The sequence below is a fragment of the Pseudanabaena sp. FACHB-1998 genome (assembly GCF_014696355.1).
Classification (GTDB): domain Bacteria; phylum Cyanobacteriota; class Cyanobacteriia; order Pseudanabaenales; family Pseudanabaenaceae; genus Pseudanabaena.
Genome location: NZ_JACJQA010000003.1, coordinates 58274 through 83471, shown reverse-complemented (window position 1 = coordinate 83471; position 25198 = coordinate 58274). Strand labels below are relative to the sequence as shown.

The 25198-nt window shown below is 44.1% G+C and carries 23 protein-coding genes; 9 read left to right on the top strand and 14 right to left on the bottom strand.

All coding sequences use genetic code 11. The features are described from left to right. Positions 1-23 precede the first annotated feature (23 nt). Positions 24-608, bottom strand: a complete 585-nt coding sequence (locus H6F42_RS00765) for a hypothetical protein (protein ID WP_190397438.1) — start codon at positions 606-608, stop codon at positions 24-26. Positions 609-646: 38 nt separating this feature from the next. Further along, a complete protein-coding gene (gene psaM / locus H6F42_RS00760; protein ID WP_190397437.1) occupies positions 647-745 on the bottom strand; it encodes a photosystem I reaction center subunit XII in 99 nt (32 codons plus the stop codon). 183 nt (positions 746-928) lie between these two features. On the opposite strand from psaM, the gene H6F42_RS00755 reads away from it, so the two are divergent. Beyond that, positions 929-3961, top strand: a complete 3033-nt coding sequence (locus tag H6F42_RS00755) for a tetratricopeptide repeat protein (protein ID WP_190397436.1) — start codon at positions 929-931, stop codon at positions 3959-3961. A gap of 56 nt (positions 3962-4017) precedes the next feature. On the opposite strand, the gene H6F42_RS00750 is transcribed toward H6F42_RS00755, so the two are convergent. The 3 genes from H6F42_RS00750 to H6F42_RS00740 all read right to left on the bottom strand — a co-directional run bounded on the left by H6F42_RS00750 (position 4018) and on the right by H6F42_RS00740 (position 7130). After that, complete coding sequence (locus H6F42_RS00750; protein WP_242018286.1) at positions 4018-5193, bottom strand: NAD(P)/FAD-dependent oxidoreductase; 1176 nt, start codon at positions 5191-5193, stop codon at positions 4018-4020. Then, positions 5186-5926, bottom strand: a complete 741-nt coding sequence (locus H6F42_RS00745) for a methyltransferase domain-containing protein (RefSeq protein ID WP_190397435.1) — start codon at positions 5924-5926, stop codon at positions 5186-5188. The genes H6F42_RS00750 and H6F42_RS00745 overlap by 8 nt, the downstream gene beginning before the upstream one ends. A 79-nt stretch (positions 5927-6005) precedes the next feature. Further along, positions 6006-7130 carry a type III polyketide synthase gene (locus H6F42_RS00740; protein ID WP_190397434.1) on the bottom strand — a complete coding sequence of 375 codons (1125 nt, stop codon included), beginning with the start codon at positions 7128-7130 and terminating at the stop codon, positions 6006-6008. A gap of 144 nt (positions 7131-7274) precedes the next feature. Between H6F42_RS00740 and H6F42_RS00735 the strand changes: the two genes are divergently transcribed. Both H6F42_RS00735 and H6F42_RS00730 read left to right on the top strand, forming a co-directional pair. Beyond that, on the top strand, positions 7275-8102 hold the full coding sequence (locus tag H6F42_RS00735; protein WP_242018285.1) for a 3'(2'),5'-bisphosphate nucleotidase CysQ: 828 nt from the start codon (positions 7275-7277) through the stop codon (positions 8100-8102). A 59-nt stretch (positions 8103-8161) separates the two neighbouring features. Continuing rightward, on the top strand, positions 8162-8491 hold the full coding sequence (locus H6F42_RS00730) for a DUF4359 domain-containing protein (RefSeq protein WP_190397432.1): 330 nt from the start codon (positions 8162-8164) through the stop codon (positions 8489-8491). Between the two features lie 27 nt (positions 8492-8518). Here the strand turns inward: H6F42_RS00730 and obgE are convergent, their stop codons facing one another. From obgE to H6F42_RS00710, 4 genes are all read right to left on the bottom strand, one after another. Continuing rightward, positions 8519-9514 (bottom strand): GTPase ObgE, encoded by a 996-nt coding sequence (obgE, locus tag H6F42_RS00725; RefSeq protein WP_190397710.1) that lies wholly within the window; start codon positions 9512-9514, stop codon positions 8519-8521. Between the two features lie 225 nt (positions 9515-9739). Next, positions 9740-10699: a cation diffusion facilitator family transporter gene (locus H6F42_RS00720; protein WP_190397431.1), complete on the bottom strand. Its 960-nt coding sequence runs from the start codon at positions 10697-10699 to the stop codon at positions 9740-9742. Between the two features lie 6 nt (positions 10700-10705). Further along, positions 10706-11149, bottom strand: coding sequence for an SH3 domain-containing protein (locus H6F42_RS00715; protein ID WP_190397430.1), 444 nt, complete (start codon positions 11147-11149; stop codon positions 10706-10708). Between the two features lie 292 nt (positions 11150-11441). Next, entirely contained in the window at positions 11442-12644 is a 1203-nt protein-coding gene (locus tag H6F42_RS00710; RefSeq protein WP_190397429.1) for an ATP phosphoribosyltransferase regulatory subunit, read from the bottom strand. 374 nt (positions 12645-13018) lie between these two features. On the opposite strand from H6F42_RS00710, the gene H6F42_RS00705 reads away from it, so the two are divergent. The 6 genes from H6F42_RS00705 to glnA all read left to right on the top strand — a co-directional run bounded on the left by H6F42_RS00705 (position 13019) and on the right by glnA (position 18942). Further along, the gene (locus H6F42_RS00705) at positions 13019-13336 is read left to right on the top strand and encodes a hypothetical protein (protein ID WP_190397428.1); all 318 of its coding nucleotides are present in this window, start codon (positions 13019-13021) and stop codon (positions 13334-13336) included. 102 nt (positions 13337-13438) lie between these two features. Further along, positions 13439-14962 carry an AAA family ATPase gene (locus tag H6F42_RS00700; protein WP_190397427.1) on the top strand — a complete coding sequence of 508 codons (1524 nt, stop codon included), beginning with the start codon at positions 13439-13441 and terminating at the stop codon, positions 14960-14962. Positions 14963-15150: 188 nt separating this feature from the next. Then, positions 15151-15501 (top strand): DUF1257 domain-containing protein, encoded by a 351-nt coding sequence (locus H6F42_RS00695; RefSeq protein WP_190397426.1) that lies wholly within the window; start codon positions 15151-15153, stop codon positions 15499-15501. A gap of 452 nt (positions 15502-15953) precedes the next feature. Beyond that, entirely contained in the window at positions 15954-16589 is a 636-nt protein-coding gene (locus tag H6F42_RS00690; protein WP_190397425.1) for a Uma2 family endonuclease, read from the top strand. 82 nt (positions 16590-16671) lie between these two features. Continuing rightward, entirely contained in the window at positions 16672-17331 is a 660-nt protein-coding gene (locus H6F42_RS00685; protein WP_190397424.1) for a hypothetical protein, read from the top strand. A 189-nt stretch (positions 17332-17520) separates the two neighbouring features. Then, entirely contained in the window at positions 17521-18942 is a 1422-nt protein-coding gene (gene glnA, locus H6F42_RS00680; RefSeq protein ID WP_190397423.1) for a type I glutamate--ammonia ligase, read from the top strand. 246 nt (positions 18943-19188) lie between these two features. On the opposite strand, the gene H6F42_RS00675 is transcribed toward glnA, so the two are convergent. The 5 genes from H6F42_RS00675 to H6F42_RS00655 all read right to left on the bottom strand — a co-directional run bounded on the left by H6F42_RS00675 (position 19189) and on the right by H6F42_RS00655 (position 25139). Beyond that, complete coding sequence (locus tag H6F42_RS00675) at positions 19189-19800, bottom strand: TVP38/TMEM64 family protein (RefSeq protein WP_199288855.1); 612 nt, start codon at positions 19798-19800, stop codon at positions 19189-19191. After that, complete coding sequence (arsM, locus tag H6F42_RS00670; protein WP_190397421.1) at positions 19800-20768, bottom strand: arsenosugar biosynthesis arsenite methyltransferase ArsM; 969 nt, start codon at positions 20766-20768, stop codon at positions 19800-19802. The genes H6F42_RS00675 and arsM overlap by 1 nt, the downstream gene beginning before the upstream one ends. Before the next feature lie 281 nt (positions 20769-21049). Then, a complete protein-coding gene (locus tag H6F42_RS00665) occupies positions 21050-22396 on the bottom strand; it encodes a PhoH family protein (RefSeq protein WP_190397420.1) in 1347 nt (448 codons plus the stop codon). A 436-nt stretch (positions 22397-22832) separates the two neighbouring features. Then, positions 22833-24515 carry a hypothetical protein gene (locus tag H6F42_RS00660; protein ID WP_190397419.1) on the bottom strand — a complete coding sequence of 561 codons (1683 nt, stop codon included), beginning with the start codon at positions 24513-24515 and terminating at the stop codon, positions 22833-22835. A gap of 195 nt (positions 24516-24710) precedes the next feature. Then, on the bottom strand, positions 24711-25139 hold the full coding sequence (locus tag H6F42_RS00655; protein WP_190397418.1) for an Npun_F0494 family protein: 429 nt from the start codon (positions 25137-25139) through the stop codon (positions 24711-24713). Between the last annotated feature and the right edge of the window lie 59 nt (positions 25140-25198).

The following is a 25198-nucleotide window of genomic DNA, read 5'->3' as shown; positions in this document are numbered from 1 at the left end:
TGTGCTTTGCACAGCCCTTTTGTTTAACGTCCAGTTTTTTGAGCCGTGGTCGTGGTGGGCATCACACCGTCATTATTAGGCGAAGCAATTTCTGAAGGATCAAGTAACTTGATGGTCATTTGATTATTTTTGATCCAGCCTTGCTTTCTCAATAGCATCTCTTGGGACTTTCCTGAGTTGAGGGTTTGGGGCAATTTATCACGCAACCCATTCACCCTTTGCTCTACAGAGGTTACTTCAGTAGTAATCTCATCAAGTCGATCTTTTTGCGATGACTGATAGGGAAGTAATTTCGTAATCGCCGCGATCGCTGCCAGCGACAAAGCCACATTCACCGCAATTACAATTATGGATTCAGTTGCCTTCGCTCGAAGATATTTGTCTCGCTTGTGCTGGACGCTTTGGGCTACCGTATCACCGTAACTGCTGGGTGGGTTAACGGCGGGATTAGCCGACATCGAAGTCAAGTTATGATTTGAGGCAGAACGGCTGCTACGGGAGTTAATGCCCACGACATCGTGCCGTTCGTACTGACCTTGCGAACGACGCATGGCTTTTTGGGGTACATCAGCAGAAAAACGGGGAGACAAGTCTCGTTTGGCAACCATTCTTAACCTCTAGGTCGTAAAAAATAGGGTAATGAGGACTAGGAATTAGAGAGAGCCGAACCCAACAAAGCTGCCAAAACTGCGGGGAACAGAGCAACTACAAGAGCGGTGAAAACTTGATAATCTGAAAGATTCATACAATATCTCCTATATATAAGTGTTTATTTTGATATAACAATACACTGTCCTATCAAAAATTGACTAGTCATTAACTTAAATTATGACAAAATTCAGTGGTTCGGCTCAACTAAAAAGTCTAGTGATGCCCTAAGAATTAGAAAAGTAAAAATTCTTTAAGCAAATAGCTAATTCCTAAAGCCATGATCTATCCCTCAGTTTTTGCAACTCTGTTCATTGCGATCGCCCCCATAGCTTCTACTGAGATTTTCGCTCAGGAGCTAGATTCGCCCAAGTTGATTGCTCAAAATAGTCCTGAACAACCGCCATCTAATCCGCTCACCAGTGACGGCGAACGGGGATTTCAATTAGTGATTAAGGCTAGGGAACAGCTTCAGCAAGGGAATACACAGGAAGCCTTGACCTTATTTCAGCAGGCGATTGCGATTTTTCAAAAACAAGGCGATCGCTATTCCGAGGCGCGGACTTTGAATTTTATTGGGAATGTCTATTTAGATTTAACTCAATTTGAGAAGGCGATCGCCACCTATCAAGTAGCTTTGGGGATTGTTAATCAGATCAAGCCGAGCAATCCCAAGGATGCTTTGAAAGTACGCAACGATGAAGTCCTGATCTTGCTAAATCTTGGTTATACGCTCAATCAAGCGAGCAAACAAGAGGAAGCGGTTTCTATTTACGAGCAAGCCTTAGTGGGAGCGCAAACGATTAAGGATCAAGAAAGGGAGGCGACTATTCTAAATAATCTTGGACAGATTTATGTACGGCTAGGCAAAATTAGTCAAGGTTTAGAGCGCCTCCAAAAAGCTCTAGCCATCCGCCAGAATAGTCCCGATCCCGCTCTCAAGAAAAATTTAGCAGGAGTTTTATTAAATATTGGGTTTACCTATCGACGATTAGGACAGTTTGATAAGGCTTTAGATTTTTATCAACAGTCTCTTGGCGTAGCGAAAAAGACAGGCGATCGCAAAGTGGAAACGAGTATTCTCAATAACATTGCAGGAATCTATCGCAGTCAAGGTAAATATTTAAAATCCCTTGAGCAATATCAAGCTTCTCTCGACTTAGCCCAAAAGCTATCTCTCTTCAGTCAAGAAGCGAGTACTCTCAGCAATATTGGCACAGTTTATAAGGAATTGGGACAATCGGCAAATGCCCTGAAATATTTTGAACAAGCCTTACAAAAAAATAAAAAGCTCAAGAATCGCCAATTTGAAAGCGTGCTTTTAAGCAATATTGGTTCTATTTACGATGATCAAGGGAAGACGCAGCAAGCCTTAAATTATTACCAGCAAGCCCTTGCAATTCATCAAGAAATCAATGACATTGCGGCTCAGGGGGTCACCCTCAATAATATTGGTGAAGCCTATCGCACCCTAAAGCAATATGACAATTCTTTAAGTAATTATCAACAAGCACTCAAAATTTTACGTGAACTTGGCGATCGCTCGGCAGAAGCAGTAGCTCTGGCGAATATGGGATCAATTTATACGGAAACGAAACGTTATTCGGAATCTCTGACCGTCAATCAACAGGCTGTGGCAATCCATCGACAATTGGGAGAACGACGCGGCGAAAGTATCGATCTTAGTAATTTAGGCTATTTATTTTTAGATTGGAACAAGCCTGAGTTGGCAATTTTATTTTTTAAACAGTCGGTGAATGTGCGGGAGTCAATTCGGAAGGATTTGCGATCGCTATCGGTCGAGGCCCAAAAAGTCTATACAGGCACTGTAGAAAAGACCTATCGTGATTTAGCAAATCTCTTACTTAAGCAAAATAGACTTCTTGAAGCGCAGCAAGTTCTCGATCTGTTAAAAATCCAAGAACTGGATGACTATCTCAAAAATGTACGTGGGAATAGCGAAACAGCTAAAGGTATTGAGTTGTTGGCTCCTGAGCAGCGATTTTTAACTGACTATAGTGCAATTCAAAATCGCTCCATTCAAGCTGGTGAAAAGCTGCTGGATATTTTAAAAATTACTCCTATCAACCGTTCACCGCAACAAATCCAGAGATTAATGGAACTACAAGATATTCAAGAGCAAACCTCCCAGCAATTAAACACCTATGTTCAAAGTCCAGCCGTAACTACAATTCTCAAACAAATTAGTCAATCGGAAAGCTCTAATAGCGAAGCTACTCTTCAACAATTTGCATCTCTTCAAAAGAATCTTCAGCAGTTGTCCCAAAAAGCGGCGATTTTCTATCCTCTGATATTAGAAGATCGCTTAGAGCTAATTCTTGTAACCGCCAATGGTAAGCCCATTCGCCGCACTGTGCCTGTTAAGCAAATAGAATTTAATCAGGCGATCGTGGATTTTCGTTCTGAAGTCCGCGATCCTAGCTCCCTTGATATCCTTGATTCTGCTCAAAAGCTGCACTCATGGCTGATTCAACCGATCGCTTCGGATTTGCAACAGGCCGGAATCCAAACGATTATCTATGCTCCCGATGGACAGTTGCGCTATGTACCGATCGCAGCCCTCCATGATGGCAAGCAATGGCTAGTAGAGCGCTATGCGATTAATACGATTACGGCGGCGAGCTTAACGAATTTAAGCGATCGCCCTAGCAATAAACAGCCTCGCGTTCTGGCGGGAGCCTTTACGTCTGGGCGCTACACTTTTGAGGTGAATGGACAAACTTTTAGCTTTGCGGGATTGCCCTTTGCCGAGAAGGAAGTAGAAAATTTAGTATCAAAGTTGCCTAACTCCGCAAAGTTTATTGATCGCGATTTTAATGTTAATTCCACCGTTGCTAAATTCCAGCAGTTCAATATTATCCATCTGGCTACCCATGCCGCCTTTGTGATTGGCAAGCCTGAGGATTCCTTTGTGATGTTTGGCGATGGTAGTCGTGCTTCTCTGCGCGATGTCTCTACGTGGTCACTAAAAAATGTCGATTTAGTGATTTTGAGTGCCTGTGAGACGGGGCTAGGGGGCAAACTGGGCAATGGCACAGAGATTATGGGCTTTGGCTATCAAATGGAATATGCGGGCGCAAAAGCCGCGATCGCTTCGCTTTGGCAAGTGTCCGACGGCGGTACACAGGCTTTGATGGAAGCTTTTTATGGAGTTCTGAAGGATTCGCAATTGACTAAAGCCGAAGTGTTAGCCAAAGCTCAAAGAGCCATGATTCAACGCCAGAGTAATACTCAGGACTTTTCCCATCCCTACTTCTGGTCACCCTTTATCATCATAGGCAATGGTTTATAGGTCATTTTGCTTTAAAATCCAAAAGAGAAGGGGCTTAAGCCCCTTCTCTTTTGGATTTAATGTGCGTCTTTATAGACAAGGGGCTTAAGCCCCTTATCTGCGGAGATTTTGCCGCGAGTTGCCCCGATCACCCAATTGCCCAAGGCAGGAAAAGTCTCACAGAGCTTAATCCCAAAATCCGCCAAGGGTGGCTGAATCAAGCAATTATGCATAATTCGCCCCAATTGCAAGCGCGTTTGAAACTCCCTTTGCCATGAGATCGCATATTTTTGTTTAAAGGCGATCGCCGAAATCTCTCCGTCTAAAAATTGACTCACCAAGGGAACCGCCATTTCGGACGAACGCAAAGCCATCGCCATGCCGTCTCCACATAGCGGCGTAATCATCCCTGCGGTATCGCCAATCATGCAAATATCGCCATGAAAATTACCTTTCAGGGCAAAGGAAATCTGACTCAAACCTTGCAGTGAAGGCGAAGTTCTTTGCATATTACGGAAGCGATCGGCTAAGACAGGATTTTGGGCTAAGGAATGGGGAATCGCTAGTTCAGGATCTAAATCTTCTTTCGTTACTCTCTCATGGGCGATCCAGCAGACATTAATCTCGCCAGTTTCAATTTGGGATAAGCCACAATAACCATTGGGAAAACTATGTAACTCAATCACATCGCCTAGATCCACACCTGTGTAATGTCCCTTATAAGCAACCCAAGGCGATCGCTGGCGAATAAATTTACGATTGAGCGTGCGATCTAAAGGCGATCGCTTCCCAAAGGCTCCCAATACTAACCGACTTTTGAAATCACCTTTGCTAGTACTTACCGTAAATCCTGATGAAAAATCACCAACTACATCCAAAACTTTAGTGCTATCTAAGCAATCCACCTTTACCGCCTGCGCCCGTTGAAACAGCATCAGGTCGAGTTGATAACGACTCAATCCTAGCGCTGCACTCGGAAGTTTGCCGCGAAAGGATGCACCGCTAGCGGTAGTCAGATAGGCGCGATGAATGGGATGCGCTCCGATTTTGCGAACCTGTTCTAAAAGCCCTAACTTCTCAAAAGCATCGGTAACTTCGATGGAGAGAAATTCACCACAGAGTCGATGCATCGGATAATGGCTCTGCTCTAGTAATAACACCCGATAGCCCCGTTGAGCCAACTGAATCGCGGCGCTAGAACCCGCTAGCCCAGCACCGATCGCGATCGCATCATAATTCATATTTTTAGTCATGATTAACCTCAATCGTACTTAAAACCCAACGGAAGGCATAGCGCCAGTTAAGCGAGAAATTTTGGAGTTCTGCGGCTTGGGCGATTCGTTCTAGTTCCAAAAATTTAAAACCGCGCAACACCGAAAGCGGTCCATCATGGCGCACCATCGGCGCAGCAGAAAGCAACCTTGTCAGGGAATAGATCCCGTAATAGGCTAGGGGATGGCGATGCAAATCATTGACTAAAATTCCTTGCTTCGAGACTCGTTGCATTGATCGCACAATCTGCACGGCATTTTCATGGGCAAAGTGATGCAAAAACATCGCCGCGATCGCCAGATCGAACTCATCGTCAGCATAGGGTAGAGCAAGAGCATCGGCTACTTCCACGGTGATTTTTGATTGCAATTCCACAGGCAAGCGCTTTTGTAAAGTCGAACGCGCATAGTCCACCGTCACAGGATTAGCATCGATCGCCACAATTTCTACATCTAGTACAGGCGATTGCGCCGCCGCCCACCGCACAATATATTCAGGAAAATCACCAATACCTGTTCCTAAATCAAGGATTCTAGTTTTTTGATGGGGACGCGATCGCAGAAATGGCGCAATTACAGCCATGGTCGTCGCATAGCCACCGAGTAATTGATTAATCGGACGCAGTTGCTCTAAAGCCTCGGTGAGGCGTTCATCCTGAATTGAGAAATCATCCATCAATTCATCTTGATCGGTGCGAATTTTAAAAGAAGGCATAGATATTCCTGTAATAAAAAACAATTCTTTAAAGACTGTCTTTTCAGTGAAGAATTGCGCGGCGAAGCCGCGCAATTCTTCACTGAAAAGACAATAGACAGCCCTCTATGGATAGTCCCGGTCCAAAGGCTAAGGCAATTCCGTTATGGGAGAATGGTGCATTGCTTAGTTCCTTTGATCCACTTTTTTTATTTTCTAAAATTCGCTTGAGAATAAATAGAATTGTTGGTGAACTCATATTTCCATAATTCCGCAATACCTCATAGGAATCCGCTACCATGCGATCGCTAAGGGTAAAAATGGATTGAATTTTATCAATAATTTTCCTGCCTCCTGGGTGAATAGCCCAAAAGTCTAAATCCTGCTGCGTAAGCTGATGCCTAGCCAAAAAATCCTGTAAATAGGCTGGTAAATAACCCGCCACTACTTCAGGAACTTTGGGAGATAGATGCATTAAGAAGCCCGTATCGCCAATCGTCCAATTCATCAGATCGGTGGTCTCTTCGAGCAGTAGGCTAGATCCATCTCGATAAATAAGTTGACCTTGGGTAGGTAGCTGCGAAGCAGTAAGAATCGCTGCTGCCGCCCCATCTGCGAAAATAGCATTAATAATCGTATTTTCTAAGGTATCCGCTACTTGGAAATGGAGCGAACATAGCTCGACACAGACTAAGAGAACCTTAGCTTGGCGATCGCTTTGGCAAATAGCATGAGCCGTACTAAGTCCATTAAAAGCCGCATGACAGCCCATAAAGCCAATCATCGTTCGCGCGATCGTTAAGGGAAGTCCTAATTGCCTAATTAACTGAATATCAATGCCTGGAGCCGAAAAGCCCGTGCAGCTAACCACAATTAAATGGGTAATTTCCTTTGGGCGCAGTCCCGCATCCGTGATAACTTGCTGTGCTGCTTGGAGTGCTAATTTCGTCGCATAGGTTTGATATTTCTGATTGCGATCGCTAGTCGTTGGCGTAGGAATCAGTTCCCAATTAGGCGGATAAAGTTCAAACTCTGGTAGATATCCAGCATAATCAGGAATACAACTGTAGCGATAATCTATTCCTGAATTAGCATAAATTGAAGGAATTCTTTTTTTTATTGCCTCCGATAAGCTCTCCGTTTGTAACATGAAGTTGGAAGCTTCACTCTGAGTTAGTTTATAGGGGGGATTGGCAGTTGCGATCGCTTCTAAAACTGTATACATCTAAATTAAACTGCCTTGGATAGGATTTCTATTTTAATCTCTCTCCTAGGATTTAGTTAATCTTCAGCTTTTAGCATTGGGTTTACGCTATAGTACAGATCATTAGCTTCACCAAAATTCAAGATGCTGAATTTAAACGAAATTATGTCACTGGCTCGCCCGATCGCTTGGGGCGCAGGGGACATTCTGATGAAGTATTATCAAGCGCCACAGGATTTAAAGATTACGTTTAAGGGTGTGGAAGATGGTAATGTCACCTCCGCCGATTTAGCCGCCAATGATTTTATTTTGGGACAGTTAAAGCAAACCTTCGGCACAGAAAATTTTGCTTACCTCAGCGAAGAAACCGAAGACAGTACCGATCGCCTCGATCATGAATGGGTGTGGATCATCGATCCGATGGATGGCACAAGTGACTTTATCCGTCGGACTAACGAGTTTGCAGTACATATTGGTTTGAGCTATCGCCAGCGTCCTGTCCTCGGACTAGTGGCAACCCCTGCTCAAGATCGATTGTTTCAAGGTTCTCTGGGCAATGGCGCATTTGTGGAAACGCGAGATGGCGCACAGCAAAGCATCCATGTTTCTAACAAAGTTGACCTCGCCAAAATGGTGGTGGTCGCCAGTCGGAGCCATCGCAACTACCAATTAGAAAGTATTCTCCAACAATTGCCCAAGGCGGCGGAAATCGCTGTAGGTAGTATTGGCGGCAAATTTGCGGCGATCGCCTCAGGTACTGCTGATGTCTATATCTCCGTCTCAGGCAAATCTGCGCCTAAGGATTGGGACTATTGCGCTCCTGAAATCATCTTGACCGAAGCAGGGGGACAACTTACGCACGCCGACCTCTCGCCATTGTCTTACAACAATCTCGAATTGCGTCAATGGGGAACCATCGTGGCAAGCAATGGGCATTGTCATGATCAGATCTGTCAAATTAGCCAAGATGCGATCGCGCCAATCAAAAAGTGAAATAATTAGTGGTGTGCGGCTAAGCCGCGCACCACTAATTATTTCGTTAAAAAGGGCGTATGAAATTACAAGCAATTTTAATTGGTGCGGCTGTGGTTGTTGGGGTCATGGCGATCACCAATCCCAGCAAAGAACGCTATGTCACCTACGCCACGGAGCAGTTTGCGGAAACAGGTAAAACATCTATTTGTGCTGGTGATAATATTCCGATCGCGGCTCAGCAATCCTGTAAATTTGTGATTTCTCAAGGCAAAGGCGTAATCAAGTCAATTGTGGAAAATTCCACAAAACAGCAAAATTTTGTATTGTTCAGTCTTTACGAAACCGATCTACCCAATCAAAAAATAACTACGATCGCTGCCTTTGGTAATTTCTTTATGCTCAAATAAGTAAAGCGGTGCGATGCACCGCTTTACTTATGGGTTTTCGAGATCGAATTGCTCTAATTGCTTCCAGACCAACTGCAAAAGCTTATCTAGTCCTTTTTTCGAGGCAGCCGAAATTGAGAGGATCGGCATATCAAATTGGGCTGCGATTTCTTCCACATCTTCAGGCAACATCGCATCAATTTTATTTAACGCCAAAATCTGGGGCTTATCAGCTAAACCATGACCATAGGCGGCTAACTCTTCTTGAATTGTGTGATAGGCGGTGAGGGGATCATCTTGAGTTACATCGATGAGATGAATTAAGAGCTTAGTCCGTTCCACATGGCGTAAAAAGTCATGCCCTAAACCGATCCCATCGGATGCACCTTCGATAAGTCCAGGAATATCCGCAAAGACAATGCCATCACCCGATGGCTTGGATACGACCCCTAGATTTGGCACAAGGGTAGTAAAGGGATAATCAGCAATTTTAGGACGCGCCGCCGACACTACTGAAATCAAAGTCGATTTACCAGCATTGGGCATTCCAATGATCCCCACTTCCGCAATGAGTTTTAACTCTAAATAAAGCGTCAGTTCTTCCCCCGGTAATCCGGGTAAGGCGTAGTCAGGGGCGCGATTTTGATTGCTTAAAAAGTATTTATTACCTAAGCCGCCTTTACCGCCTCTTGCCACGATCAAAGTTTGGTCAACTTCCGTAAGATCTCCTAAAACCTCACCTGTTGTCTCATTCATGACCACCGTACCCAGTGGCACTTTGATAATGCGATCGCTGCCCTTTTTGCCTGTCATATTGCTAGGACCGCCACGTTCGCCATCTTCAGCCTTAAAAATATTCTCGAAGCGAAAGTCTAGAAGGGTTTGCAGATCGGTGGTAGCCTGTAAAATCACCGAGCCGCCATGACCACCATTCCCACCCGCAGGACCACCCGCAGGCACATATTTCTCACGGCGAAAGGCAACTAGCCCATCTCCACCATTTCCAGACTTTACTTGTATCGTAACGCGATCGATAAAATGCATTGCTAATCCGATTAATTGCTCTGAGGAGTTCAAGATAGTTTTGAAAGGCTTGCTTTGCAAGCCTTTCAAAACTATCTTGTTTTTTTAAGTAAGCGCCAAGCGCTACAGGAGATAACGCAATTTACTTGCAGCGTTATCTTTATTTAGTTTTATATCTATTATGCAATGCTAAAGGTATTCATAACAATATTAGGCGACGCTTCACGTCACCTAATATTTGTTGTTTTATGGAGCTTGGCATTTAGTTTCTAGCGAACAAGGATGATCGCGATCGCCTGTCTCAATTTGTAAAGTGCTATGGTCGATCGCAAAATGCTGATGTAACTCCCGACTGATTTGCGCGAGAAATTCATCGCTATTTCCTGTGGGCATCACCAAATGTGCAGTTAGAGCCGTTTCCACAGTACTCATATTCCAAATGTGCAAATCATGGACTCCTGTTACCCCCTCCAGTTCCGATAGATAAGTCCGCACCAATCGTTCATCAATTTCATTAGGCACACCATCGATCGCTAAATTAAAGGAATCCTTTAAAAGCTCCCAAGTACTAAAAATAATCAGAGCGCTAATAACTAAACTAAAAACGGGATCAAGCCAAAACCATTTTGTAAATATAATGGCGATCCCCGCTAAGACGACTCCAAGCGAAACTAAGGCATCGGCAGCCATATGCAGAAATACAGCCCTGATATTCATGTCGCCTTTACTTCCAGAGACAAACAATAGAGCCGTAGCCGCATTAATCACAATCCCGATCGCTGCCACCGCCATAATCACGCCGCCTTCAACCTTGCTTGAGGGTTGCAACAATCGCTGAATCGCTTCCCACACAATCCCTCCTGTGGTGACTAATAGAAAAATGGCATTGAGGAAAGTAGCCAAAATTGATGACTTGCGCCAGCCATAGGTATAGCGACTAGAGGGTTGCCGCCGAGATACCAAAATCGCTACCCATGAAATGACTAGCCCCAATACATCACTGAGATTATGAGCGGCATCGGCAATTAGGGATACAGAATTAGAGAAAAACCCAAAGCCAAACTCCACCATGACAAACCCAGCATTCAGAACAAAGCCAATGATGAAGGCTTGGCTATAGTTAGAAGGGGCGGAATGATTATGTCCGTGATGGGAGTGGTTATGCCCCGAATGATCATGGTGTTTGTGGGAATGCTGATGCGGCATTGAGGCTTATTCCTTAGTAATATTGCCAGTCCTGACCCAACCTTCTTCCTTTGTGTTTTCATTGCGAACATATACCCATTCGCGATCAGGAGCTTCTCTAAGCACAGAAACTTTGTTGTTGAAGTCAGCACCACCAACACTCTTAGAAGCTTGGCTTGGATCGGCACGAAACACTAAACCAATACTGGCGTTAACTTTACCTTGATATTTAGCATCGTTAGTTTTGGGCTTTGCCTTGACCGTGGGCTGGGGCATAGGTGCGACTTTAATAGCGGCGATCGGTGGTGCTGGTGCAGGAACTGACTTTAGATCATTAGAGAATATGGGTCTTTGGGGATGTTTCTGAAAGGGCAAAATGATGTAGTACCAGCCTGTCACGACGATCGCCGCAATTAGTCCTAGGCTAAAAGCTAAACTTGTACTCGATTTTGCAGTTTCTGGAAATCTCATTCAGTCACACCTATCTCTATCAAAAATCACTAGCAAAATGGGTTAGAGATTTCCTAAATAAATATCACCCAGTGATATTTATTTAGGAAATCTCTAACTACGCAAATTCGATGATTGGTTGAATAGATTACCTTAAGTTCTCCAAATTTGACCAGTATTTTTTAAATATAGCTGTCACCAGTCTTGTTAGGACACAAAACCAGAAAGGAGGTGGCGGCGCAAAGCGCCGCCACCTCCTTTCTGAAATAAAAAAGAGAGGTGCTGCTTAGCAGCACCTCTCTTTTTTATTTATTTAAGTAGCAATTGTTTCGGAAGCGATCGCCCCATCGCTACTTACCCATGCAATCTGCGGAATACCACGCGATCGCGCATGGTCACGCACAACATCAGCATCACGAAACTCAAGCTCTAGCTCGATCGCCTCTGTTTGCGGATCTTGACGCAACTTCGCGGCATGGGCAAAGGCGGCTTGCATCGCATCAGGAGTTTTAGCGACAACTAACCAGCTTGACGTGGTGAGAGTTTGGGGTAACTGCTTTTGCAGGGCCTGTTGCAAGTCTTCGAGATTAATGCAAAAGCCGATACTGGGATAGCTGACATTTTGAGGATGATAAACCCCAAGCAGGTGATCATAGCGTCCACCCTGAGCCACGACATAGTTATTGGAGGCAACCTCAAAGACGATCCCTGTGTAGTAGTCGAAGGTTTGCATAAAGCTAAGATCGAGAATTAGGCGATCGCTGGCACTTTGATTAGTACTTTCCCAGAGATCAATCAAGGACTTGAGGTAACTAATTTCGCCTGTCAGTCCCGATGTCCATTTGCTGGTCGAAAGACGACTCAATACATCCTTGGGCTTACCGCGCAGATCCACCAATTCAAGAGCATAGCCTTTGACATCTTCAGGTAAGTCCATTTCCGTAAGGGCAATGCGATCGAGCTTAGCGAGGCTTTGGCGTACCTTGGCGCGATATTGTTCTGGTAATAGATCTAGCAATGCGCCAGTCAGTCGAGCATCACCGAGGATGATTTGCCAATCTGGTAGTTCTACGCGATCAAGGCTCTCGGCTAAGAGTAATAAAATTTCGCCATCGGCTAATAGTCCTGATGCGCCCAGCAATTCTACGCCCGCTTGAAAGGATTCCTCTGAGGTGTTATTAGCTCTGCGGCGAAATACATTGGCATTGTAATAAAGTCGCTGCGGACAGGTTGCCACATGGCTACCCAAACGGGCAGCATAGGCACGGGCGATCGAGGCGGTAAATTCGGGACGTAATCCTAAAATATCGATGCTGTTGCTATGAAGTTGGATCACGGATTCAGGATCGACGGCTCCGCCTGCGGTCAGCGATCGCAAATGTTCAACAGTTGGGGTAATGATGCGTTGATAGCCCCATGACTGAAAAACTTGTTGAATGCGGCTCTCGATCCAACGCTTTTGAGCAACGTCTAGGGGAAGTAAGTCTTTTGCGCCAGTCGGCAGTTGATGCACCATACAGTTCTCTCAGTCTTCGTCTTTTATCCTATCGCGAATGCTTGCCGAAACAATTTATAAGTAGCTAATCCTTGGGTGGCAAGGGAGTAGCTACTTAGAGATTTTTACATCAGAATGATTTAGATAAATATCTTTTTTGCAATATAGAAATATAGGTTTTGCTTAGGACATAAAACCCCAAAAGCGAGTGGCGGCGCTTCGCGCCGCCACTCGCTTTTGGGGTTTTGATTTGTACTGGCTAACTCTTGCTTTGCAATAGCCTAATGTAACAAAATATTAAGTTATTGCTGTCATGTAGGCATAGTGGCTTGACAGCACAAAAATATGCCTGTAACGTTAGTTGCATACCCGGGTATTCACAGTTTTTAACCACTATGCAAGACAAGCAAAAGGTAACTTTCTATCTCCCCGAACGACTACATCAACAGCTTAAGATTCGTTCAGCTATTGATGGCGACTCCATGTCAGACTTAGCAGAAAAGGCGATTAGCTTTTATCTAGCTCACGCTGATATCGTCGAGTCCTCTGGTATCGGACATACCCACCAAACCTATAACTGTCCGAGCTGTTCTCAAACAGTTGTGATCCGTAATGGTGAACTACTAGCAATCGGGGGCAACCGCAATCTCACTTTACCTGTCACTGTTGGCAAAGCTGACAGCCCAGATGAAGAGCTAGTTTCCATTAACTAGGGAGTTAAGCCCAGCTAAGCTTCAAGATAATTCTCAAGATATTTTCCCGTAGACTTTCTGTAGACAAGGTGAGGATAGAGGATTAAACCTCTGTATTACTATATGCAAGAGCAACTTAGCATTTTAATTCAAGCCCAATATCCCTTGGTCTACCTCAACACCCCCGAGGAAGAAAGAGCAGAAAGGGCGATCGCTACCATCTCTCAACTTAAGCCAGTCCGTCGCCTGTTCACATGGACAGTGACGCAAGGAATTGTTGAATATGGTCAAACGACAGGTTCAGCACAGCACAACACTGAGTCCGCAGAGGCTGCTCTGAAATGGATTACTCGCGCTGATCAAAAAGATCCTGCTATTTACATATTTAAAGATGCTCACCCATTCTTTGATCACCCAGTAATCGTTCGTTGTTTGCGGGATGCGGTTGCTAACTTTAAAGGCACTCAAAAAACAATCATTTTGATGTCGCCGATCCAAGTTATTCCTGTTGAACTTGAAAAAGAAATCGTAGTTCTTGATTTTCCTCTGCCTGATATGAAGGCGATCGAGGAAGTCCTTGACCAACAACTCGGACAAGTTCGCACCAAGAAAATATCATCGGAAACTCGCGAAAAGCTTGTTCGAGCCACCTTGGGGCTAACCCAAGATGAAGCGGAAAAAGTCTATCGCAAAGCCCAAGTTACAAATGGCAAGCTCACCGAAGAAGAGGTCGATATTGTCCTCTCCGAAAAGCAGCAACTTATCCGTCGCAACGGCATCCTCGAATACATCGAAGAAGAAGAAGACTTAGATGCAGTAGGTGGTCTCGAAGAACTAAAGCATTGGTTACAACAGCGATCAAATGCCTTTAGTCAAAGAGCCAGAAATTATGGATTGCCTCAACCCAAAGGGATGCTCATTCTGGGTGTTCCAGGCTGTGGAAAATCCTTAATTGCCAAAACTACGGCTCGCCTTTGGTCATTACCACTGATCCGTCTGGATATGGGACGAGTCTACGATGGTTCTACCGTAGGCAAATCCGAAGCAAATCTTCGCAATGCCCTCAAGGTTGCTGAGTCAATTTCACCGATGATCTTGTTCATCGATGAGCTTGATAAGGCTTTTGCTGGGGGAGCAGGTTCGGCTGATTCTGATGGTGGTACATCTTCACGGATTTTTGGCACATTTCTCACATGGATGCAGGAGAAAAAATCACCTGTATTCGTAATGGCTACCGCAAACCGTATCGAAAAGTTACCAGGGGAGTTTTTACGCAAGGGGCGTTTTGATGAACTATTCTTTGTAGATTTGCCTAATGGTGAAGAACGCAGAGATATTTTTAAAATCCATCTGTGCAAGCGTCGTCCAGATGTCGAAAAATTAGACAGATTCGATTTTGAACAACTATCGAAAGTAAGCGATGGTTTTTCGGGGGCGGAAATCGAACAGGCGGTAATTGCCGCTATGTATGAAGCTTTTGCCCAAGATCGGGAGTTTACACAGCTAGATATCATTTCGGCTGTGAAGTCTACAACTCCCCTCTCGCGCACGATGACTGAGCAGGTTGCTGCTCTGCGTGACTGGGCAAGGATGCGGGCTAGACCCGCCGCTACTTCAGTCGCTGAATATCAGCGTATGGAGTTTTAAAAAGCTTATTTCTGCTGTTTTGCAGGCAGCAGAGTTAAGGCTAGATTCTAAAGAATCTCTTATCAAAAGATCTTTAGGCTAGCAGCTAACATAAGAGGTAAGAACTACCAGATCTCTTATGTCTCCCGTTTGAGTTAACAGTTGAGTTCACACCTGAATTAACAATTATTTACAGGAGCTACACTATTATGTCTCATTTCAGCACTCTTCGCACAAAAATTACTGATGCCGAAGTCCTCAAGTCGTCTTTGCGCGATCTGGGTATTACCGTTAATACTGAAGCTGATGTTCGTGGCTACAACAGCCAACGCATCCGTGCCGACATTGTAGCGAGTCTTGAAGGTGACTATGATCTAGGCTGGTCTCGTAACTCTGATGGTTCTTTTGATCTGATTGCCGATCTCTGGGGTGTTGCCAAAAAGCATAACCAGACCGAGCTAATCAACTCGATCAACCAAAAGTATGCTGTTAACAAGGCTCTGACTGAAGTTAAGCGTCCTGGGCTAGCCAATGCCAACGTTAAGCTTGTTGTGCAGTAGGGTATTCGATCTTGTTTAACTATGCAATTAACAGGCTAGTCATATCTTTGACTAGCCTGTTTTTTCATTTTAATACTGCGCTTAGCGCTTTCTTAAAACCCACAAATATGGCTGTGACTTGCATTAGGAGAAATCAAAACCCAAGAAGCGGGTTGCGAGGCAAAGCCCCGTAACTCGTTTTCTGGGTTTGTGTCTTTACAAGAATGGCAACAGAAATATTTTTGAAAGCGCCGCTTTCAAAAATATTTCTGTAATACCAAAACACCAAATGGCATTGCCAGTTTGTGTTTTTAAAACCTGTACTGGATTTGGATTTTAATTCATCGTAAAAGTGTGCCAACACTTTTATGCATTGATATAAGGACTTCGTCTTAGAATAAGAAACCGATCTATCAGCACGGCAAAGCCGTGCTGATAGAAATCGCAAAACCTTAACATGGAGGATTTAAATCATGATTGTGGCAATAAAACCTGAGCAGAAATGGCAGCTAGCCACTTGGGATGATTATGTGACATTGCGAGAGGACGATCGCGATCGCTACAAATTATTTTTTGACAACCAAAAATTGTGGGTGGAAATGGGCGCAGAAGGGATTAATCACTCTAAATTTGGCGATTTGGTTGCAATGATTTTGCTTGTATGTGCAACCAAGTTTCCTGATATCAAATTGAGTACATTTGGTGGTTGCCAGATGGAAAAAAATGGCAAGCGGGCTGTGGCTCCCGATATTGTGGTTTATGTTGGCGATGACGTGCCAACTTGGAAAGCTGGGCAATCGCGATTTATTGATTTGGAGCAGTGCCGATCGCCTGATCTCGTGGGTGAGATTTCCGATACGACTTTGGCGATCGATTTAGATGAAAAGAAAAGAATGTATGCGGAATTGGGTATCGCTGAATATTGGGTAATCGATGTTAAGGCTTCCCGATTATTCGCGTTTCGATTAGAAGAAGCGGGAGTTTATCAACAATGTGAAGTTTCTCAAGTTTTGCCTAATTTAGCGATCGCTTTATTAGAGCAAACGATGGAATTACTGAATACAAAAACTAATACGGAAGCCGCAATTTGGTTTTCTCAGCAGATCTGATATTTTTAGGTAATGAAATTCTTCACATTTATCGATTTTAAATGTAAGATAGTGATACATAATTTAAGAATTTGTCGCCCTAATGGAAATAGCGATCGCCCTCTTGCAGCACTACAGTTTTGATCTTGGTGGTTATACCATTAATGATTTAACACGGGCTTGGGGTCGATTTAAACCTGAATGGGTAAGACAAGCCGTAATCGAGTCGCTCTTTCAAGGAAGATATAAAGCCGTATCGGTCAGCCAGATTTTATATCTTTGGGAACGTAAGGGAGAAGCTAATTATCGTTATAACCGTGAATTTGAGCGTTTAGTATGCGGTGATGTAGCGGTAATTTATGAAGATCGAATTTTCTACACACCACCCCGTACCTCTGTTAGAGAAGCAGGTATTACGGAAATAGCTCCTTTTGTGCCTCCAGAAAAAGTAAGCTCACCTATCCCCTTCCCAAAACGATCAACTATTGCAGGGATGAAGATTAATCAAGAATCTCCCCCAAAAGCCCATAAATATCCCAGTCGCACAACTTCTATATCGGGAACCACCGAACCTGCTCAAACTTATCCAGAGCCAATTAAGACTCAATTTTCAGAAGCTTATCTTTCTGCTTATGAAAGTATGACCTTATTCGCCGAGACATCAATATTTGTGGATAAGCTACGCTCAATGTGTGGCGATCGCTTGGTTTTGCCAGTACCTGAATTTGAAGTAGAAAAAGATCAAGCAGAAGTGATGAACTAAACTAAGTGAATAGATAGGTGCGGGGCTTTGCGCTGCACCTATCTATTCACTTAGAAAGTGTGACAACACTTTCATCGATTAAAAACTAAATCTAGTAAGGATTTTTAAATTAATAAATGGTTCAGCCATTGATTAATTTGGTATAAATCAGATCATCATTGGATTTTTAAAGTATTTCAAGGATAAAACATGACTCAGTCCCCACAAGACGTTCTGCAAATGATCCAAGAGCAGAGCATTAAAATGATCGACCTGAAGTTCATCGATACTCCCGGAATTTGGCAACACTGCTCTTTTTATTACAACCAAATCGATGAAAGTTCCTTTGTCGATGGCGTTCCTTTCGATGGCTCCAGTATTCGTGGTTGGAAGGCAATCAACGAATCAGACATGGCAATGGTTCCTGATCCTGCTACTGCATGGATTGATCCTTTTATGGAAGTGCCAACCCTCAGCATGATCTGTACGATCAAAGATCCTCGCACTGGTAATCTCTATAGCCGATGTCCCCGTGCGATCGCGCAAAAAGCTGTCGATTATCTGCAATCAACGGGTATCGGTGACACCGCTTTCTTTGGTCCCGAAGCTGAGTTTTTTATGTTTGATAGTGTTACCTATGGTCAGGAAATTAACACTGGCTATTATAAGGTGGACTCTAGCGAAGGTCATTGGAATACGGGGCGGGAAGAGTATGGCGGCAACCTTGGCTATAAGATTCGCGGTAAGCAGGGATATTTTCCTGTTTCACCTTCGGATTCATTCCAAGATATCCGTACAGAAATGTTGTTGACTATGGCAGATTGTGGTGTGCCTATCGAAAAACATCACCACGAAGTTGCTACTGGAGGACAGGCTGAGCTAGGTTTTCGATTTGATACTTTAATTCGTGCGGCTGACTATTTGATGACATATAAATATGTGATTAGAAATGTCGCCAATCGCTATGGTAAGACTGTTACCTTCATGCCTAAGCCTTTGTTTGGGGACAATGGGTCGGGTATGCATACTCACCAATCGATCTGGAAGGAAGGTCAGCCGCTATTTGCTGGCGATAAGTATGCAGGCTTGAGCGACATGGCGCTTTACTACATTGGTGGTTTGCTGAAGCACGCCCCTGCATTACTGGCTTTAACCAATCCATCCACCAACTCTTATAAGCGGCTTGTTCCCGGATTTGAAGCACCTGTAAACTTGGCTTATTCTCAAGGAAATCGTTCTGCTTCGATTCGGATTCCCCTTTCGGGTACTAATCCAAAAGCTAAGCGCCTAGAGTTCCGTTGTCCCGATGCGACCTGTAACCCATATCTCGCTTTTGCGGCGATGCTGATGGCTGGGCTTGATGGTATTAAGAATCAAATTCATCCAGGGGAATCTTGGGATGTGGATATCTATGAACTTTCTCCTGAAGAGCTTTCTAAGATTCCTTCCACTCCCGCTTCTTTGCGTGAAGCTTTGGCTAACCTGAAAGCTGACCATGCCTTCTTGACGGAGGGTGGTGTATTTACGGAAGACTTCATCAATACTTGGATTACCTACAAGTTGAATAATGAAGTTCTCCCTACTGAAATTCGTCCTCATCCCTACGAGTTCAGTCTCTATTACGATTGCTAAACTTAACAAATTAAAAAAATGGCTATGCCATTTTTTTAGAGTAGGGCGGTGCTTTGCGCCGCCCTACTCTTCCTTGGTTTCGATATTGCAAACTTTTTAGAATATGGCGGCGCTTTACGCCGTCATATTTTCCCTTGGTTTTGATATTGCAAGTTTTTTAGAATATGGCGGCGCTTTACGCCGTCATATTCTTCCTTTATTTTGATATTGCAAATAGAACAATAAAAAGAGCGCATTGCGCTCTTTTTATTGTTCTATTTCTGCTAAGGCTTTTCGGGCAATGCGGGTTACATAGATGGTTACAGCTAAAGTTGCTATAAATCCGATAATCCGAATTGTCCATTGAATTAGAGGATCAGAAGGTTGATTATTATTGCCAATTCGGGCTATATCTCCAGCAAGGGAACCGATATATACATACATTACAGTTCCCGGAAACATGCCTACGGAGGCTAGTGCATAATCTTTGAGGCTCACGCCTGTGATGCCAAACGCATAATTGAGAAGATTGAATGGAAAAATTGGCGATAGGCGCGTTAGTAAGACGATCTTGAAACCCTCATGGGCTACAGCGCGATCGATCGCTACAAATTTCTGATTACCTTCGATTTTTTTGCCAATCCAATCGCGAGCTAGATAGCGCCCAACTAGAAAGGCGGCGATCGCTCCTAGCGTAGCTCCAATAAATACATAAAATGAACCCCAAACTACGCCAAAAACGACACCAGATCCAAGGGTAAGGACAGATCCGGGAATGAAAGCCACTGTGGAAACAATATAAATCCCCACAAAGGCAAGTCCGCCGATATATCCGAGACTTTCAATCCATTTTAAGGCTTCTAATAGGATCTCTAACATCAGCAGCATCCGCCTCCGTTATAGTGCCAAGTGGAATCAGTAATTACTACTTCGTGAGGGAACTTAGTGGCAAGTTTAGCGGCGGTTTTGTCGCAAACGGAGGTCGGATTGCCTCGTTGCAAAATATGTCCTGCGCGATCGTCTAATTGGGATTCTGAGCCGTTGTAAATGGCGGTCTTACCTGTAAAGACACAAGCGCCATCATTAGGAATTGGAACTTTAAAAGCAACTGTGTCGAGGCTTTCTAGCATTAACGGGGTATCTAAAGCAAAGCTATGGGTATCTAAAAGACGATAGGGGCGACGGGCGCGAACTTCTACTTGTCCAAAGCCCGTATCAATGAGATGTTGAATATATTCATCGTAGGTCATCGCGCCCGAGAGACACATGGCGCGTAAACGTTCATCGGCTTGGAGATGGGCTGAAATCGGGCGAGCGGCTATGGGATCGCTCATTAGTAATCTGCCTCTCGGTTTTAGGACTCGATAGACTTCTTTTAGGGCTATTTGTAAATCCTGTGATTCAAAGATGTTGAATAGGCAATTTTGGGCGACGATATCGACGGAGGCATCGGCAACGGGTAAAGCAAAAGCGTCACCTGCGAGTATTTTTACAAATTCGCGATCGAACCAAGGATTTTCTTGTGTGGCTAGTTCTAAGTTTTGCTGAGCGACTTCTCTCATGGCTACTACGGGATCAATGGCGATGACACTCCCTTGGCGACGGGTGAAATAGGCAAATTGCAGAGCTTCTAGTCCTCCTCCCACACCGATGTATAAAACCGTAGGATTACCACGCAATTCTGTTGGCTGAATGGTTGTGCCGCAGCCGTAGTTCATCTGCTGCATGATTTCAGGGATTTTGAGATCGGGAAATTGCATCGGTGGTGTGCTGATGCAGCACAAGCCAACTTGTGGAGATTTGGCGGCTTCTGTATAAAATTCGGCAGTGGTTTGGAGGTAGCTCATGGAGTTAGGGGTAAGCGATGGAGATTTGTCTTTTTCTCATGGAAAGGACATTATAGCAATGTAAAAGAGCGTAAGGGCGGCGTTTCGCGCCGCCCTTACTGTGCAAACCAAGAGATTTAAAAAGGTTTCTTTGCAACCTTTTTAAATCTCTTGGTTTGCACTTTTATAGCTATAGCCAATTTTGTTAGGACACAAAACCCAAGAAGTGAGTTGCGGCGCGAAGCGCCGCAACTCACTTCTTGGGTTTTAGTTTGTCCTAATGCAAGAGACTACAGCTACAGCTATAACAATTCTGTGGAACGTTCGGCTAATTTGGAACGCTCGCCTTTGCTAAGCGTAATATGTCCTGCGAGAGGATCGTTTTTGAAACGCTCCACTACATAGGTGAGTCCGTTGCTGGCGGCATCAATGAAGGGATTATCAATTTGTTCAGGATCGCCAGTGAGGACGATCTTTGTACCTTCGCCTGCGCGGGTCAAAATAGTCTTGACTTCGTGGGGGGTAAGATTTTGGGCTTCGTCAACGATGAGGAATTGCTGGGGAATTGTGCGACCCCTTATGTAAGTCAAGGGTTCAATTTGGAGAAGTCCGCGCTCTAGTAAATCTTCGTGACCTCGGCGGGTGTGAGCGTGAATACTGCGTTTTTCTTTGGGAGCTTGCGTTCCAAAAATTAGGTCGAAATTATCGTAAATGGGCTGCATCCAAGGAGTGAGCTTTTCTTTGATGTCTCCTGGTAAGAAGCCGATGTCTTTGCCCATCGGAATGACGGGGCGGGAAATTAGGAGGCGCGTGTAAGTGCGCTCATCGCTTACTTTGTGGAGTCCAACCGCGATCGCTAATAAAGTCTTGCCTGTACCAGCTTTGCCCACCAGTGTAACTAATGGAATTTCGTCATTTAGCAAGAGATCGAGGGCAAATTTTTGTTCGCGATTGCGGGCGTTGATGCCTAAGATGCCAGAATTGACAATTTTATTGATGGCAATCAATTTGCTAGATTGACCGTTGCGGATACCATTGGTGATCGCTAAAGCTGTGTGCGATGGATTTGCTTGATCCACAAGCATCACCGCTTGATTGGGAGACAAGTTTGCCTCGACTTGAATCGCCTCATTTTTGAAAAGTTGGTTAATCCGATCGCCATCGACGCTTAGCTCGGCAATACCCGTATACAGATCGGAAACATCGACTTTATCGGTTTCATAATCTTGAGCCTCTAGTCCAAGGGCATCAGCCTTGATGCGTAAGTTGGTGTCTTTGCTGACCATGATCACGCGGCAATGACAATTATTTTTTAGCTCAAGGGCTACTGCCAAAATTGCATTGTCATTGCGATCGCCTTCAAGTTCGATTGGGAGAGTTTTGAGGGTGTCGCGATCGCATAGAGCTACTCGTAATAGTCCCTCATTTTCCAACGAAATCCCCTTGATAATATTGCCTTGAGTTCGTAAATTATCGAGGGTGCGCGAAACTTGCCGCGCATTCCGTCCGATCATTTCGGGCTGCTTTTTGAAGCGATCGAGTTCTTCGATGATGGTCATGGGCAGGACAACTTCATTATCCGCAAAGTGCATGATCGAAGTTGGGTCGTAGAGTAGGACGTTAGTATCAATTACAAAAATTTTTTTCATAGCATTCAGAATTCATGATTATGAATTCATATTTTTTGTAAAAAACTTGCTGGATATTGAATTTTCTAGAAATATCCTTAAGTATTCCAATCTTGACACCTTCCTGACTCTATTTGTAGCGATCGCTACAATGCTTAAGAAATCTGCACAAAAAGCATCAAAGGAACGCATTGCACTCATTTGATGCTTTTTGGATAGCTATGGTCACTTGCATGAGGACAAATCAAACCCTATTCTGGTTACAGCCTATTGAGGCTCTGAGTAGTACAGAAATATTTTTGAAAGCGCCGCTTCGCGGCGCTTTCAAAAATATTTCTGGGTTTCAAGTAAGCGCAAAGCGCTGTAACAAGAATGGCAACAGCTATATAGCCGTACGCCACTTTTATTTGCAGTGCCGTTCGTTACACGAACGGCACTGCGTTTTAGGATATGCGTATTAGAAAAAGGTGGAGATGTTACTGGGTTTCAAGTCTTTGAAATCAATGATCTTCCGAACCACATCAATGGTCGAATTGGAGTCATTGATCGGTAAAATCGGTGATAACTTCCCGGGAAGGACTTGCATTACAGGGGGCATGTCTCTTGTAAATACATCAATTGCGCGATTAATTAATGATTGCTCACCCTTGGCAAAAGCATTGGTGTAGCTACTTTGGCTGGGAGATTGGGGTAAACCTGCAACATTAAATAAATTCACGGGAATACCTTGGGAAGTAGTCAAGAAGCGAGCCACTGTTTGGCTGACAACATTAGTAGTTTGGATCTGAGTGTAATAGTCATAGAGTCTGACATTGCGATCAATTTGTCCAATGCGCTGTGAATCAATGCCCGAAACAGTTCTCAATGTGCCGTAGGCGGATGGATCGCTAGGCAGGATCAAGTTAACGGTCGCAAAATCCTTAAGCAACTGAACTTCGCTGTAGCCTAAGGGACGATTATTTAAGTCAAACAAACGCACGATCAGGCGATCGCCAGGATTCAAACCACGAATAAAAGTAGCCCGTTGGTTAATATTAAATCGATAGTCACCCACAAAGCGCTCTTTGATAAATCCTTTGGGACGCTTAGATTTGATGGAGACGCGAGCGATGACTTGAGACAAGCGAGGCTGAGACTGCAAAACTGCTAAGCTAAAATGTCCGCGATGGGGATTTTTTTTAGATAGCTCCACACCTTCCCGATCCTTGCGATCTTTACGATCTCTGTCTTCGGAACGACGGCTATCTTCGTAATCGTCATCTTCATCGTCATAGTCTTTTTTAGTGACGATGATGGGTTTCAGAGGCTTAACTTCTTGGGTGGTTCGGACAACGGTTGTTTGGGTCGTGTTGGTATTGTTGTTTTGAGATACGGTTTGCGAACCCGACGAAATCCCTAAGTCGCGATCAGAAAAGTCGCCATTATTGGAATTATTGCGGGAATTATTGTTATAGGTATTGCTGACCGTATTTGTGGAAGTGTTGACTGTAGTGTTGTTAGAAGATATTGAAGAAATACGTCCAGCAATTACTTCAGAAGCACTTACGGCAACAATCGAGCTAAAAGATTTAACTTCCTCAAGGACAAATCTGGCATCCTTTGCCCCATTGGGAATGTCATAGCGGACGCTAGTAATAGCCTTAAGGTCACCGTTGTAAATATCATCAAGAGAAATTTTTTCGCTGAGCTGGTTGAGGGGAATTACTTCAACGGGTACAAAATATCGACCTGCGTTCTTAGATAGGAGACGTGCGCCAGAGGTGGTATAGACTTCGCGCCATTCCCCAGAGCGCTTTACATAAAGTTGATAGACAACGTTAGCGTAGGAAGTGGCAGGCTTGTTAGCTAAGTCAAATAAAATACCAATACTAGAAAGATTGCCAGAATTGTCGAGTAAACGTAAAAGCTTCACCCCTGACTGCCAATCTTGAGGTAGCTGAGCAATTACCTGTGGGGCAGATGGGGCAGCGAGCGCTTCTAGGGTTGAGAGGAATGGTGCTGTCGCTAGGGTTGCTGCAAGGAGAGATATGGAAGTTTTATAAAAAGTATTCCCTAAGGTATTGCCCAGTGTATTGCCCAGAAGATTGCTAAGTTTTTTAGAAAGTTTTTGAGAAGATTTTTTAGAAGAAATAGGCATCATGATTTAGTCCTAGCTTAATTTACTGATTGATTTGCTAGAGGCAAAACTCTTAATAGCAGACTGTATTTAAAGCTTTAAGTTCCAGATTTCTTTAAGAAAATTTGTTACATAAAGCGCCACAAAAGCCTAAAGCCATTGGTGCACGCTGCGCGTGTGCCAATGGCTTTAGCTTTGTTTTTTATGATGACCAGCTACTTAAAGAAATCTGGATATTTGAATTTGCGCCCAAAAATTTTGCAAGCGATCGCTAAAGCTGGCGATCGGAAATCTCAAATCGTTTTGCCACCTATCTAATAAAAGATGTCCCATGGGCGTAAGGCGAAAGCTATCTGTGATGCCTTGACCATCCACTTCACGGCGCAAGACTCCAACTTGAATCAGCCATAGCAAAGCATTTTCAGTGATAATCAAACTGCTGGAGCTTGTTAGATATTGATTTTTTATGCCCTCATTGCCAGCGATCGCCCGTAGATTGACTCCTAGCTTTGCCATATCTGCGAATAGCTTCACCGTAAATGGCGCACATCGCAAGGCTATTTCGGCTCTTTGCAATATTTGGGCTTCATATTCAGCAAATTCGGGTTTTGGCGTATTTAATTGAGGATTAAGTATTTCTGTAGACATGGGCTTTTAAAGTTGTTATCAAAATTATCTAAGTAGCTAGGCAAAATTAAATATAAAAC